Below are 13,010 nucleotides of genomic sequence, written 5' to 3'. Positions count from 1 at the left end.
GAATCACGGTTTCTCCTTGCCGTGAGCGGGGCGGCGTATGGTGACGCCACCCCGTCGGGAACTATTTAGGACCAGGCTTTCACAGTCTGTTCCTCATATCAGTCGGTTGTAGGCGTTGAACGCCTTTCGCGGACGATCACCGGCCGTCCGTTGGGCAAACAACGGCCCGACGAAAAAGAAGAATACTCCGAAGCATGCCATGGGAATGCCAATCAAGATGCGCATATATACCTCGCCTTGACAGTCCGAGAAAGCGCGCCGAATCCGGCAGGCGCCTCAGCAAGTGTGCGGGAGCTGTGATGCCTGCCGGACGTTATTTTGAGCCTAGCGCTTCCGCTTCATCAGGAGCACAACGATGATGACACCGAAGAGAATCCCCATCCCGATCGCCAGGTAAGGGCCCAGGAAGGACCTTGAGGCTTCTTGGCGAGGATTACCGTAGCCGCGATGCTCAACGTGGATGTCATATTTGCGCGACGAGCGTCAGCAGCGCGGCGATCGTCGCCGTGCCCAGCGCGGCCGACAGTGCCTCCCAGCGGCGCTCCCACAGCAGTTGACCGACCTGGCGCCATATCCGGCGGCAGCGCCGTGCGCTCCAGCCCGCCCCCGTGAATGTCGGTGCGCTCGGGCCATCCTAGATCGACAAGCAGAGCCGGGGGAGGCCCACAGCCGTGTGACCGTGGGCCCCCACACTTGTTATCCGGAATTACTTCTCCTCCTTCTTGTAACGCCAATAACCGAGGAGGAATCCCGATCACGAGAACGACGTCACGCGCCCTTCTTTGGCCATCGGATAAGTACTCCCCACCGGCTCATTCCTCCTCGTGCCCCGGCTCTACGGCGAGGCGTCAGTTGCTTGGTTCTGCACAGCGTGTCCCCCACGTAGTCACCGGACTGGAAGCATGCGGCCAGCCCCCACGGCGTCGAGCGTCGGCGGCGTCAGTCCCGCCCCCTTCTGGCGACCGCGGCTGACGCCTGCTGTTCACGAAAGGAACTTCGGTAGGCTGCGCCGTCGATCCTCTGTCTTTACTTTCCACGGCCTCGCCAGAGGCTCACGGCGAAGAAAACAGCTCCGATCACCACGAGGACGCCGAAGACGATGCCGAGCCACGGCGGCAGGTGCGTCGGCGGATTAAGGAGCGCCGCTTCCTGCGTGAGCAGGCCGAGCGCTGAGGCCGGGCGCTCTCCGCTCGCGGCACTGCGCCATCGAGGTGAACGGGGCGTGCCCTGCGGCTATGTCTCATGCGCTCGGCTGTCCACCGGGATAGCGATACGGGCATGGACCTCAATGACGTCATCGATCGCGCAGAGTTGCATGGGGAAGTGGCGCGCCGGTTCGGCAATCCCGTCCCGGGGCGGCGCCGGCAAATGGATGCCCGCCTGGCAGGCGCGTGGGCTCTGCTCGAGACCGCGATGAAGACGTATGACCCAATCAACGCCCAAGGCCTGGTCCGGGCGGCGGCGGAGGCTCACCGGCGGTAGACCACACCAGGCGCCCTGATGACCGCTGGCTTCCTGCACTTCATCTTCCAGAAGCTCGATCCCCACAAGCGGTTGGACGCTGCCCTGCACCTTGCCCCTTCTCCTTGAGCTCGCCGCGCACGGACAGCTCGCCGGCGTTGAGTTCGACGGTGATGTCATCCTTCTTCACTCCGGGCAGGTCGACCTCGATCGAGAGGTAGGCGTCGTCGGTCTCTTCGAGGTCGGCCAGCGGCGCCCACGCCTCACCGAGCAGTCCGCCGCCGCCCGGAACAGCCGTCTGCCACAGCTGGCCCATCCGCTGGTACAGGTCGTGGAACTCGCGGAACGGATCCATGCCGCACCCGTCTGCTCGCGTCGCACGGGAAGCGTCATCTCCGATCATCCCTTCCGAAAGGCTCCTCGGCCGGTGGCACGCCACGGCCGGCTTGCATTCCGGAAGTCCCTATGACCGGGACCTCCACTACCCATAATCGGCGCATAGCAGCTCATATTCACGCCTTGCCGTGCGGGGTGAGCGTTCAAACCAGGTCAAGAGGCGAAGGGCAGCGATGAGGCACGACGAGTTCATGGCGCAGGTACGCGAGCGAGGCGAGTACACCGGCCAGGAAGAGGCCGAAACGATCACCACCGCAGTCCTTCAGGTCCTCTCCCAGCGGATCAGCCCGGGCGAGGCAGCGGATCTGGCAGCACAGCTGCCCGAGCCGCTGCGTGCGCCACTGACGTGGCGACGGGGAACAGCAGACGGAGAGTTTCGGCGTGGAGGAGTTCTTGCGGCGCGTCGCCGAGCGCGTCGGTGCACGTCCCCGTACGGCCGAGTGGGACGCCAGCGCAGTGCTGTCCACTCTGGCCGACGCCCGTCTCCGGCGGGAAGCTGAACCAGATCCTCAGCCAGCTGCCGTCCGGCTACGCCGCCTTGTTCGGCCGGGCGGCCCTGTCCGACTGACCTGTCGCCTTGGCCGCCTGGTCTGCGCGGTCTGGTCAGCCGCTCGGCCATCGGGGGGCAAAGCGCCCGGCCAGCGCGAGTCACCGGCCTGGGGCGGGTACGGCCATCGAGCCGGGCAGCGCTTACCGCGCGGCCGCTCCAGCGTAAACCCTGACGTAAGGAGAGCCGATGGCAGCCCAGAAGGTCCGGGACATCATGACGACCGCGCCAGTGGCGGTGGGACCGCAGACCTCGGTCGTCGAAGTCGCCCGCCTGATGCGCGATGAGGACATCGGTGCGGTCCTGGGCGCCGAGAACGGCGAGCTGCGCGGACTGGTCACCGACCGGGACTGGTCGTGCGCGTGGTGTGCGCGGGCGGGAACATCGAGGACCGCAGCGTCGCCGACGCGTGCAGCAAGCAGCTGGTCAGCCTCTCCCCGGACGACGACATCAGCCGGGCGGTCCAGCTCATGCGCCAGCACGCCGTGCGGCGCCTGCCGGTAATAGAAGAGGGCCGGCCGGTCGGCATCGTCTCCCTAGGGGATCTGGCTGTCGAACGCGACACCGACTCCGCCCTGGTCGACATCAGGGCCTCCGAACCCAACGAGTAACCAGGTCCCTTCGCCGGACCCGCTCACCACGGCGTCAAACTGGCACACTGCGACCGGCAGCCCATTTGTGCGTTCGTGAATCAGGTTTGCCTGGGCAAGCTGGCCACGGAGACGGTATCGCTGCACCCGTACGCCTCCGCGTGCGGGCCGGGCCTGCCACCCGGTCCGGCCCTGTACGGCCGGAGACCCGCAGACGCGATGCCCCCGTTCCGCGCGTGATCGTGGCCATCAGGGACTCCGTGCAGCGCCGCGGCTACCCGCCGTCGATGCGCGAGATCGGCCAGGCGGTCGGCATCTCCAGCACCTCTTCGGTGGCCCACCAGCTGATGGCACTGGAGCGCAAGGGTTTCCTGCGCCGCGACCCGCACCACCCGCGCGTACGAGGTGCGCGGATCCGACCAGGCCGCCTCCGTGCAGCCCACGGACACCACGGGCAAGCCGGCCGCGTCGTACGTCCCGCTGGTCGGCCGGATCGCCGCCGGTGGCCCGATCCTCGCGGAGGAGTCCGTCGAGGACGTCTTCCCGCTCCCCCGCCAGCTCGTCGGCGACGGTGAGCTGTTCGTCCTGAAGGTCGTCGGCGACTCGATGATCGAGGCCGCGATCTGCGACGGCGAAGCCACCGTGAAGCGTTTCAAGCGCAAGGACGGCCACGTCTGGCTCCTCCCGCATATCTCCGCGTACGAGCCGCGAGAAGGACCCTCTTGGCGGTGCGGCGGATGCTCCCGAGGTGAGTTGAACCAGTCGAAGATTGACTCCATGGAGTCGTCGGCGGCCAGGATGCAGCAGACGGAGATCTGCAGAAGCTGTACCAGAAGTCGGGGAACTCGACGCCGCGCTGCTCGAAGTTGACCGAGCGCCGTCGCGCCAGTTAGTCATGACGACGTCACGGCGCTCCCAGGCCACTTCGTCGGGTGCACATCGGGGGTGGTGTGGATGCACCCGATACGCAGTCCCTTGGTCACCTGCTGCCCCTTCCTGGGCAGAAGCACCCAGCGGTCAAGGGAGGCGCGATCAGGCCAGAATGCCCTCCGTAAGCAGCATCCGAGCTTCGGTATCAAAGGCCGGTTGTCAGTGCTTGCTGTCACCATGGGCGGTTGCGCGGTCATTTCGCTTCGAGGGGGAGGCTTGTATGCCTTGGGTACGGCCGTACGTCCGCTCTGACGGCACGCCGGTTAAGGGGCACTCGCGGTGGGCCCCGGGTGCACGACGAGAAGTCACGATCTTCGCTCTTTTCGCGTTAGCCGTGGTCGGGTTCGGCAACGGGAACGCCTCGGCGGGTAGCACAGGGAACGGTACGGCTCCGCGTCCGCAGTCGACGGTGCAGTATCCGATCCGGTTCGATGACACCCCAACGCTGCCCATCCAGAAGCCGCGGCCCACAGTGTCGTACCCGATCCGGTTCCCCTCTGCGGAGGGGCAGCGATGACGCGGCGGCGTACGCGGCGGCCCAGCAAGCGGCAGCAGCAGCGGGACGCGCTGCTCGTGGGCTTTGTCATGGTGGCGGCCGCGGTGATCGGCCTTGTGGTGATGGTGGTCAACTGGCTGCTGGCGCACCGGTGGGTGCTCGTGGTCGCCCTGGTGCTCGCCGTACTGGCCGGCGTCGGCTGGCTCTGCAACCGTCAGCAGCAGGCCCGGTGGGAGGCCGTCCGCGCCCAGGGCCTGCGTTATGGGCTGTCCCAGCTGGACGCGCTGCACCACTCAGCCTTTGAGGAAGCAATACGGGACCTGATGCGCCGCGACGGCTGCCGGGACGCTCAGCGGGTCGGCGGCGGGGGCGACCTGGGCGCGGATGTGAAAGCCACGGACCCCTTCGGGCGGCGCTGGGTTATCCAGTGCAAACACCGCCGCAGCGGCGCCCGCGGCTCAGCGGTGGGCACGCCGGATCTGCAGGTCCTCAACGGGACCGCACGGCCCGTGCACGGGGCGGACGTCGCAGTGATCGTGACGAACGGCAGGGTGACCGCGCCAGCCCTGGCGTTCGCCAAGCAGCAGCGGCTGTACGTGGTGGACCGGCAGACCCTGGGCGTGTGGGCATCGAACTCCCGGCCGCTGTGGGAGCTGCTGCGAGCGGTCCCTCCGCCCCGCAAACCGACCGCTCTGTCCTGAACCACAGCACATCGCCAAATGGCAACCGCTGCGCAGGGGCCCGTCTTCGACAGGCCCCTGCGCCCTGTCTGCATGTCATGCCCAAAGGGCGGCGCGGCTGCCCGTCCGCTTGGACCAGGCGAGACGGCACTGGGCCTGGTTATGTGCGTGACTGCGGGAGCCATTTCGATGTGACTGTGGGAGTCACCATCTGACCGAGTTTGCGAGGTCAGTTCGTTTTTGACGTCACTTGAGGGCTTGCGGTGTGACTGTGAGGTGTGCTTCTCCCGCTTGGGCCTCGTGGGTGACTCGCAGTCGAAGGTCGAGTTGTACGCGGCGATCCGCCGGGATCACCGGATCGTTCCAGACTCGGGCAAGCACCGACCGCTACTCATGCTCGGACAAGCGGATCCCGCTACTCCGAGGCGTCTGCCAGGTCGACGGAGGGCTCTTGTCCACGCTGGAAGGCACGGCCGAAGTGTTGCCCGGAGCTGCCGACGGGCAGGAGGTCCGGGCGTTTGGCCACGCGACCGTCTCCGGAGGAACGCCTACGCACGCGCCTGCCGATCCACGGACCGAGGAATCCGGCGACCCAGCGCACCTCGGCTGACGCGGCACGCAAGTATCGTGCCCGACCCACCGGCAGGGCGGGCAACGGGTGCGTCCAGGAGTCGTCGGTGTCCGGCAGGTTGAGCGAGTGAGCGAGCGCCGCCGCGATCCGCTGGTGGCCGAGAGGGCTCGAGTGGAGGCGGTCCTGACTCCACAGGCGTGGATCCGTGGCCACCGGATACAGGGTGACGTCGGCGACGACGACACCATGCCGGTGCGCCGCCGCGCGAACGCGGTGGTTCAGCGCCTCAAGACGCGGCCGGAGCGGACGGGCCAGTGGAGTGACGCGCGCGATGTCGGGAAAGGTGAGCGTCGCCACGCGCGCCCCCTGGCCGGTGAGTGCGGCGAACATCGCCTCCAGATGCGCGGCCACCTCATCCGGATCGAAGCGGGGGCGCAGCATGTCGTTGACTCCGGCCACGACCGTCGCGAAGTCCGGCCGCAGCGCAAGCGCCGCGGGCAACTGCTCCGCGTGGACCTGCCCGGCCAGACGGCCCCGTACGGCGAGATTGGCGTACCGGAGCTGCGGGCTGTGGCGAGCCAGGTGCTCGGCGAGCCGGTCCGCCCACCCGCGCAGGCCTGTCACATCGTCGCCGTCGCCGACCCCTTCGGTGTGGCTGTCCCCCAGGGCCACGAACCGCAGATAGCGGGTCTCAGTGCCTGACATGAGCGGCTGGCTCCTTGTTGCGATCAACGGAAGAGCCACCACTCTAGTCAATTTGTTGAGTAATTTTCTTGGCGCGCTGGTCGAGCCTGCGCAACGCCATGTCGCCCCACTGGAGGTTCTCCCGCTCGAACGCCATCCCGCGCAGCAGAGTGAGGTACGGGCCGATACGCTCGGCCTCGGCGAAGTACGCCTCCTCCGAGCGGCCGCCCAGCAGTCGTTGCCGGATTCTCTCGTAGCGGGCCAGCTTGGCCGTGGCCCATTCCATGCGTTCGACGACGGCGGCGCGTACTGCCTCGATGTCGCCGGCGTCCACGCACTGCACCTTGACCAGCAGTTCGTCCCTGATGACCGCGGGCCGACCCGGGGGCTCGGCCGTGTAGGCGCGCACCGCCTCCCGCCCAGCCTCCGTCAGGGAGAACAGCCGTTTGTTGGGACGACGCCGCTGCTCGACGAGGCGAGCGGTGACCAGCCCCTCGGCCTCCATGCGCTCCAGCTCCCGATAGAGCTGCTGAGGCGTCGCCGTCCAGAAGTTCGCGACCGTCGCGTCGAAGCCTTTTGCGAGGTCGTAGCCGGACGCCTCGCCCTCCAGCAGCGCGGTCATCACCGCGTATCGCAATGCCATGGGAGCAAGGTACGGCCCAGCCAGCGTTCAGTGATGAGCACCTCCGAAGCGCCGCACCCTCGACAAGCGCCGGAGTCGCCCCTACCCTCCTTCACACATATGCAACTTGTTGAGTATAGAGGTTGATCATGCATCCCTTCCGCAAGGCCGTCGAGAACGGTGACCTGGACGCCGTGGCCGCCCTTCTGGCCGACGACGTCGTCTTCACCAGCCCGGTCGCCTTCAAGCCGTACCCGGGCAAGGCGATCACCACCGCGATCCTGCGCGCTGTGACACAGGTCTTCGAGAACTTCACCTACGTCCGGGAGATCGCGAACCCCGACGGCCGCGACCACGCGTTCGTCTTCACCGCGAGCGTCGCCGGAAAGAAGCTCCAGGGCTGCGACTTCCTCCACTTCGACGAGGACGGCAAGATCGACGACTTCACGGTGATGGTGCGCCCGCTGTCGGCCGCCCACGCGCTGTCCGAGGCCATGGGCGCCCAGTTCGAGAAGATCGCCCGAGAGGCCGCCGAGCAGTGAGCCCCACGACCGACGCGGTGGTATCGGTGCGGGACGCCTGACTGACCGCCACCATCCAGCATGCGGACGACGCACCACTGTCCGTATTCGAGCCGTCCTGCACACGCTCACGGCATCGGGGTAGGCCGAAGACCGAGAACACGCCTTGGCCCGGTTTTCCCTGTTCCTCTTGCGGTCGGTGAGCCGTGTCAGGTAGTTCGTCGTGCCGTACTTGCCCGGCAGTCCGGTGGCCTGCGCATCCTTGATGTGATCGGCAACCTCCAACTAGCGCTCCAGCAGCCAGGTGATGGCGGGATGAAAATGGGGTAAGTCTCTCGCCACACGCCCGCTGCCGGCGGGCACTTGACGCGGGGGGCATCGTGATCACAGGCCTGGTGCTGGGCGCCGTCGTACTCTGCGCGTTCACCCTGGTACTCAGACGCGAGATCCGTTCCGCCCGTGGTGCGATGGCCCAGGAGCGGGTGATGCGTGCGCTCGCGTCGCGTCCGGGCTGGGAGCTGGAGGACCGGAGACGGCCCACCGGCGGCGAGGTGATGCTGCACTTTCCGTGGCTGGCGGCGGACCGGGGCACCGTCGTCAAGGGTGCGGTCGGCGCGTACCCGGTCACGGTCGTCAAACTGTCCAAGATCGACACCAGGCGCGGAGAACACTGGCTGGCTGTGTTCTATGACCTGCCGGACAGCCATCCCTCCCTCAGCCTGCAGCGCGCCTGGAGCGTGGCTCATCTGCGCCTTCACGTGCCACCTGACCGGTATCTGCCGATGAGCGGTGACGTGGAGGCCCTGAGCGGCAGGCTCACCGGCACCCCGTTGCTCGAGCGGCTGACGGAACTGGGCGCTCCCGCGGTGTCGCTCCACGAGAGGCAGGCGTGTTTCCTGTACTACCCGCTGCCCCGGATCACCGACCTCGAAGAGCTGGTCACCGCGCTGGCGGACCTGCTGCCGACGCTGACAGACCTGGCCGGTAGCTCGCCCTCGGACGGCGTCCCCAGCTCCTGACCCGACGGTCAGCCAGCTCCCGATGGCCGACGCCATCCGCAACCGACTCGACGCCCAGGCCCCGGACGTCACCCTCAAGTTCAGTCGCGCGTCTGTGGGAGCCGTTGGCAGCGATCAACATGGGGATGCCGAGCAACCTCTGGCCTGGTCTCAGGGCCGCGCATGATACGTCCCTCCGAGGATGTCGCCCGCGCTGGTGGGCTCGTCGATCCAGGGGGACCCTCGGCGAGCGCGGTGGTCCACTCCCTCGCCGACGTTCCAGCACTCGTGGGCGTCGACGGCGATACGGATGCCGTCGCCGACCGCGGCACCAGCGATACGCAGCCACCGGATGCCGTCGCCCAGGCCGACGCCGACCTGCAGCTTGATCTGAGTCAAGACATGAGTAAAGGCGACAACGAGGGTACGCCCCGGGATACTCAGGCAAGCCCTCGCGCTCCAAGGGAAAGCTTGCGACGGGGCAGCCGCGCCGGCGTCCGAGCCAGCCGTCGGCCTTCAAAGCCTGCACCGCCCCCTCCAGGTGCTCCCGATCCCGGCGCTCGCGATCGGCCGGGGCCGGCCGTCTGGTCATGATGGGCTGCCGGCCACGAACCGCGTCAGCAGCCGCAAGCGGCGGCGTTCCGGCCGTCGCGTACTCCGGCACAACGGCCTTCGTCTCACCGTGAGGAGTCGAGTGCCTTCCAGAAGGCATAGTGGTGGTCGGCCGCGAAGTCGGTCCGGCCGATGTGGCCGGCCGCGAGCCGCTGCACGTACGAGCCGCTGGTCGTGAAGCGTTTCCACGTGGGCATGCTGTACCTGTTCGCCTGCCCTGTGCTCGCGAACCGGCTCCAGTAGGCGGTCACCGTGTCCGAAAGCCCGGCTTGCGCGGTGTTGAGCGGCTCGAACAGGTCGTTGTCGAACAGATAGGCCAGGTCGATCATGTGGCCGGTGCCGAGCGGGAAACTCGCAGGCCGCGGCACGTTCTTGAAGTACGGGGCCTGGGCCTCGGCGAAGTCGTAGGCATAGACGGGGGTGTAGCGGGCCAGCGCGCGCTGGGTGTCGAGCGCCGCGGTCGACCACTCCCAGTCGGTCAGCACGGCCGACAGCGCCGCCCCGGGCGCCGGGTAGCTCGCGACGGGGTACTCGGCCAGGACCGCGGGAGCGTCCTTGCCGAACTGCTCGATGACCTTCTCGGTGTAGCCTTCGGCGGTCAGCGGCCGCCCTGTCATGATCTCGTCGAGTCCGGCCAGTCCGCTCATCTCGTCGTGAGTGGAGCCGTGCAGCACCGGTACCCGGGCGAACCGTCCGGCAGTGATCGCCCGTGCCGGGGCCTCGGGCAGCACCGTGCCGTCCACCACGGGCCGGTAGCCGTTGTGCCCGGAGAGGGATGCCTTGGTGAGCTCGGTGGTGGACCTGCGCCGCAGGCAGGAGTCGGCGGTGCGGGGATCCTCGCAGCCCGCGGCTTCGGCGACGGCCAGGCCGTTTGTCTCCGCCTGCTCGCGGGTGAACGAGCCGTCCGGTCCGACGCAGCCCGCGCTCTGGACGATCGCCTTGGCGAAGAGCCCGCGGGCTGCGGGCGAGACCAGCTGGGCGCAGACGCTGTAGCCGCCGCCCGACTGCCCCATGATCGTGACATTGCGGGGGTCGCCGCCGAAGGCGCCGGCGTTGCGGTTGACCCATTTCAGCGCGGCCTGCTGGTCGAGAAGGCCGAGATTGGCCGGTGCGCGCAGGCCGGGCGCGGTGAGGAAGCCGAACGCGCCGAGCCGGTAGTTGGTCTCCCCGCTTCCCAGTGCAGGCTGGAGAGCCCGTGGCGTGGCGCGGTGTGCGGCGGGAGGGCTACCGCGCAGGTCGACGGGAGGGCCGGCGGTCTCAGTCGGCATTGGCCGGTTCCGGCAGGGTGCGTATGCCGGGGGTGAGGAGCACCAGGAACTGGGGGAGGATGAAGCCGGCCGCGCACAGCCACAGGGTCTGACGGGCGCCGATCACTCCGATGAGCGCGCCTCCCAGGACCGCGCCGATCGGTGTCGCGCCCCACATCAGGCAGCGCATGGTGGCGTTGACCCGGCCGTGCAGGTGCTGCGGCAGCACCGCGAGGCGGTAGCTGAACTGGGCCACGTTGAACACGCTGCTGAACAGTTCGAAGATGCCGGCGCGAGAACGAAGAACGCCATCGCCCAGCCGTTGCCGGTGCAGGGGATGACCGCAATGGCGGGGACCGACAGCGCCGACGCCCACCACATCGTGCGGCCGGTGCCGATCCGGCCCACCACGCGCGCGGCCGCCATCGCGCCGAGGGTCCCGCCGACGGACACGCCGATGAGCAACAGGCCGTAGACCCCCGGGGAGATGCCCAGCTCGCGGATCATGAACACGATGCTGATGGCGTTCCAGGCGCCGAAGAACAGCATGGTGAGCGCGCCGTTCATGGCTGTCAGCCGGACGATCCGGTTGCCGGCCACACAGCGCAGGCCCTCGGCGATCTGCACCCGCAGCTTCTCGTGCCCGGTCCGCTCCGGCTGTTCCTCGGTGGCGCGGATCCGGCCGAGCAGCAGTCCGGAGAGCAGATAGCTGACTCCGTCGACGAGGAGGGCGAACGGTGCGGTGAAGGCCTGCACCAGCAGGCCGCCCAGGCCGGGTCCGCCCAGTTTGGCGACCTGGTAGACGCTCTCCAGCGCCCCGGCACCGCGGGTGAGTTCCTCGTCGGACAAGAAGACGGCCCGATGCCGATGACGGCCGCCACACAGAACATCTGACCGATGGTGAGCGTGTCGAAGGCCCAGGCGAGCGGAACGGAGAGCAGTGCCAGGCCGCGCACCACATCACTGACCACCTGAATGGGCCGGCGCCGCATACGGTCGACCCACACCCCCACGGGAAGCCCGAAGAAGACGAACGCCATCATTTCCACGGCGTTGAGCAGGCCGATCTGGAAGGGATTGGCATCCAGCGCCACAAGGGCCGCGACGGGCAATGCGATAAGAGTGACCTGGGTACCGACCTGACTAATGGTGTCGGCGCCGAGCAGGAACAGAAAATCGCGGTTTCGAGAAAGCCGGGAAGTCTGCTTTTCGTCGAACTCGTTCCCGCCCCGCACCGGACTTCCCCACCGGATGGCGTTCCTCGGGCTGGTCGGGGTCCAGCTGGACGAAGGCACCGCCGGCCCGCCAGACGGCCAGCATGGTGGTGACCAGCAGGGCCGAGAGGGCAGCCGGATGCCGACGACCACGTCGTGGGACACACCGTGCGCCGACAGGACCCGGGCCCAGTGCACGGCCCGGTCGTGGGCCTGCGTGAACGTCAGCCGCTCGGTGGCGCAGCGCAGCGCCTCGCAGTCCGGGTGGGCGCGCACCGTCGCCTCGAACAGCTCCCATCACCGTGGCGGGCGCGTCCGGATCCGCCGCCGCGGCCGCGGGTCCCCGGCCGAGCGCCAAGACCTCGTCCCGCTCGCGCTCGCAGAGCAATTTGACCTCTGCGACGGGTGCGTTGGGTTCCCGGCACAGGTGCCGCAGCAGGGTGGCGTAGGTGGTTGCCAGCCGCTCCACCGAGGGGCGCGAGAACCGGGCGGTGCTGTAGGTGAACTTCGGTAGAGGTGCTTGTCGAAGGCCGGTGCGCGACCGCCGTCGGTTCCACGTGGCCGACGGTCGGCCATCTGATCGCGGCGTTCGGGATCGTGGCAGTCTGCCAGGGTTCGTACGGCTCGGGCAGATCGCGGCACGGAGTGCTCTATGCGGAGTGCTCGTGCTTGGACTCCCGTGCAAGGCCCGTCACGAAACGGCTCAGCCGGTAGGTGGTCGGCACCGCCAGGCGTCCGCACAGGGTGTCGATCCGGATCATCGCCCCGTCGACTCCTGCTTCCCGAAGACGGCGCAACCTCGTACGCATCTCCGCCTGGTCCGAAGTCTCGAGGACCACTTCCCACTGTCCCGCGTCCGGCGCGGTGCGCGCAGCAAGCCGCTGCCGCGCCTCCTCTTGCCGCCGCCTTCTTCTCCCCTGCCCTGGCACCTGCCCAGAATCACTGACCGGCGTCGGAACGGCAAGGCAAGGGGACCGACCACGCACACGTTCGACCGTTGGAGACGTCCCGTGCCCTCAGCCGGAAGGGGTGTGCTCGGTGAACTTGATCGTGCAACCGGACGAAGCCGGCGGCGAATGGCTGGATCGAGTGGCGGCAGTACGCCGCGAGCTCACCGAGCACGGGCCGCCGCAAAGTCCCGAGAGCGGCCCGGACTTCGCCACCGTCCCGCTGCCTGAGCGCGACGCTGATCAGGTACGTGACCTCCCGGACGGCATCGCCGAGCTGGTGACCGAACCGTCGCAGCGGTTCCTTCCCCGGTTGGCCGACGCGGGTTTCACCGCGGCCATAGTGGGCGCTCTGGCCGAGGGGACCGCCGACCCGTCCGGCGGTCGGCCCCGGCTGGGCGCCTACCGGCTGCCCGATCCGCGCCCGACGCCGGACTTCAGGGAGTTCCGGCCGTTCTGCTGATTCGGGGGTTGGTGAGGCCCACTGCGGCCGC

The 13,010-nt window shown here is 68.3% G+C and carries 12 protein-coding genes and 5 pseudogenes; 8 read left to right on the top strand and 9 right to left on the bottom strand.

Annotated features, from left to right (window positions below):
• The first annotated feature begins 1,278 nt into the window (after positions 1 to 1,278).
• Entirely contained in the window at positions 1,279 to 1,482 is a 204-nt protein-coding gene (locus AB0K80_RS31905; protein ID WP_365675695.1) for a hypothetical protein, read from the top strand.
• Between the two features lie 40 nt (positions 1,483 to 1,522).
• Here AB0K80_RS31905 and AB0K80_RS31900 read toward each other — a convergent pair whose 3' ends face one another.
• Complete coding sequence (locus tag AB0K80_RS31900) at positions 1,523 to 1,816, bottom strand: Hsp20/alpha crystallin family protein (RefSeq protein ID WP_365675693.1); 294 nt, start codon at positions 1,814 to 1,816, stop codon at positions 1,523 to 1,525.
• Between the two features lie 214 nt (positions 1,817 to 2,030).
• Here AB0K80_RS31900 and AB0K80_RS31895 point away from each other — a divergent pair.
• From AB0K80_RS31895 to lexA, 3 pseudogenes are all read left to right on the top strand, one after another.
• A pseudogene (locus AB0K80_RS31895) lies at positions 2,031 to 2,425 on the top strand (DUF2267 domain-containing protein).
• 168 nt (positions 2,426 to 2,593) lie between these two features.
• A pseudogene (locus AB0K80_RS31890) lies at positions 2,594 to 3,015 on the top strand (CBS domain-containing protein).
• Between the two features lie 212 nt (positions 3,016 to 3,227).
• Positions 3,228 to 3,702: pseudogene (gene lexA, locus AB0K80_RS31885) on the top strand (transcriptional repressor LexA); the annotation flags it as partial.
• A 121-nt stretch (positions 3,703 to 3,823) separates the two neighbouring features.
• Here lexA and AB0K80_RS31880 read toward each other — a convergent pair.
• Positions 3,824 to 4,004: pseudogene (locus AB0K80_RS31880) on the bottom strand (hypothetical protein); the annotation flags it as partial.
• 433 nt (positions 4,005 to 4,437) lie between these two features.
• Between AB0K80_RS31880 and AB0K80_RS31875 the strand changes: the two are divergent.
• Entirely contained in the window at positions 4,438 to 5,121 is a 684-nt protein-coding gene (locus tag AB0K80_RS31875) for a restriction endonuclease (RefSeq protein WP_365675691.1), read from the top strand.
• Positions 5,122 to 5,515: 394 nt separating this feature from the next.
• Here the strand turns inward: AB0K80_RS31875 and AB0K80_RS31870 are convergent, their stop codons facing one another.
• Positions 5,516 to 6,376 (bottom strand): SGNH/GDSL hydrolase family protein, encoded by an 861-nt coding sequence (locus tag AB0K80_RS31870; RefSeq protein WP_365675689.1) that lies wholly within the window; start codon positions 6,374 to 6,376, stop codon positions 5,516 to 5,518.
• Between the two features lie 43 nt (positions 6,377 to 6,419).
• Entirely contained in the window at positions 6,420 to 6,998 is a 579-nt protein-coding gene (locus AB0K80_RS31865; protein ID WP_365675687.1) for a PadR family transcriptional regulator, read from the bottom strand.
• Positions 6,999 to 7,126: 128 nt separating this feature from the next.
• Between AB0K80_RS31865 and AB0K80_RS31860 the strand changes: the two genes are divergently transcribed.
• Both AB0K80_RS31860 and AB0K80_RS31855 read left to right on the top strand, forming a co-directional pair.
• Positions 7,127 to 7,519 (top strand): nuclear transport factor 2 family protein, encoded by a 393-nt coding sequence (locus AB0K80_RS31860; protein WP_067271159.1) that lies wholly within the window; start codon positions 7,127 to 7,129, stop codon positions 7,517 to 7,519.
• Between the two features lie 374 nt (positions 7,520 to 7,893).
• Positions 7,894 to 8,517, top strand: coding sequence for a hypothetical protein (locus AB0K80_RS31855; protein ID WP_365675686.1), 624 nt, complete (start codon positions 7,894 to 7,896; stop codon positions 8,515 to 8,517).
• Between the two features lie 150 nt (positions 8,518 to 8,667).
• On the opposite strand, the gene AB0K80_RS31850 is transcribed toward AB0K80_RS31855, so the two are convergent.
• The 5 genes and pseudogenes from AB0K80_RS31850 to AB0K80_RS31830 all read right to left on the bottom strand — a co-directional run.
• A complete protein-coding gene (locus AB0K80_RS31850) occupies positions 8,668 to 8,895 on the bottom strand; it encodes an enolase C-terminal domain-like protein (protein WP_365675685.1) in 228 nt (75 codons plus the stop codon).
• Positions 8,896 to 9,173: 278 nt separating this feature from the next.
• The gene (locus AB0K80_RS31845) at positions 9,174 to 10,376 is read right to left on the bottom strand and encodes a carboxylesterase family protein (RefSeq protein ID WP_365675683.1); all 1,203 of its coding nucleotides are present in this window, start codon (positions 10,374 to 10,376) and stop codon (positions 9,174 to 9,176) included.
• Positions 10,366 to 10,611: a hypothetical protein gene (locus tag AB0K80_RS31840; protein ID WP_365675681.1), complete on the bottom strand. Its 246-nt coding sequence runs from the start codon at positions 10,609 to 10,611 to the stop codon at positions 10,366 to 10,368. The genes AB0K80_RS31845 and AB0K80_RS31840 overlap by 11 nt, the downstream gene beginning before the upstream one ends.
• A complete protein-coding gene (locus AB0K80_RS31835; RefSeq protein WP_365675679.1) occupies positions 10,533 to 11,204 on the bottom strand; it encodes an MFS transporter in 672 nt (223 codons plus the stop codon). The genes AB0K80_RS31840 and AB0K80_RS31835 overlap by 79 nt, the downstream gene beginning before the upstream one ends.
• 539 nt (positions 11,205 to 11,743) lie before the next feature.
• Positions 11,744 to 11,845 (bottom strand): annotated as a pseudogene (locus AB0K80_RS31830) (hypothetical protein); the annotation flags it as partial.
• Positions 11,846 to 12,607: 762 nt separating this feature from the next.
• Here AB0K80_RS31830 and AB0K80_RS31825 point away from each other — a divergent pair.
• Positions 12,608 to 12,979: a hypothetical protein gene (locus tag AB0K80_RS31825; RefSeq protein WP_365675677.1), complete on the top strand. Its 372-nt coding sequence runs from the start codon at positions 12,608 to 12,610 to the stop codon at positions 12,977 to 12,979.
• Positions 12,980 to 13,010: the final 31 nt, after the last annotated feature.

Origin of the sequence: Streptomyces sp. NPDC052682 (genome assembly GCF_040678435.1) — a bacterium.
Taxonomy (GTDB): domain Bacteria; phylum Actinomycetota; class Actinomycetes; order Streptomycetales; family Streptomycetaceae; genus Streptomyces.
Note: the sequence above shows the minus strand (reverse complement) of the source record. Positions and strands in the feature narration are given on the sequence as shown.

Bases quoted from the DNA above. Each gene is read 5' to 3' on its own strand.
- AB0K80_RS31865 (WP_365675687.1), bottom strand. From the start codon at position 6,998: ATGGCATTGCGATACGCGGTGATGACCGCGCTGCTGGAGGGCGAGGCG.
- AB0K80_RS31860 (WP_067271159.1), top strand. From the start codon at position 7,127: ATGCATCCCTTCCGCAAGGCCGTCGAGAACGGTGACCTGGACGCCGTG.
- AB0K80_RS31875 (WP_365675691.1), top strand. From the start codon at position 4,438: ATGACGCGGCGGCGTACGCGGCGGCCCAGCAAGCGGCAGCAGCAGCGG.
- AB0K80_RS31905 (WP_365675695.1), top strand. From the start codon at position 1,279: ATGGACCTCAATGACGTCATCGATCGCGCAGAGTTGCATGGGGAAGTG.
- AB0K80_RS31845 (WP_365675683.1), bottom strand. From the start codon at position 10,376: ATGCCGACTGAGACCGCCGGCCCTCCCGTCGACCTGCGCGGTAGCCCT.
- AB0K80_RS31870 (WP_365675689.1), bottom strand. From the start codon at position 6,376: ATGTCAGGCACTGAGACCCGCTATCTGCGGTTCGTGGCCCTGGGGGAC.
- AB0K80_RS31900 (WP_365675693.1), bottom strand. From the start codon at position 1,816: ATGGATCCGTTCCGCGAGTTCCACGACCTGTACCAGCGGATGGGCCAG.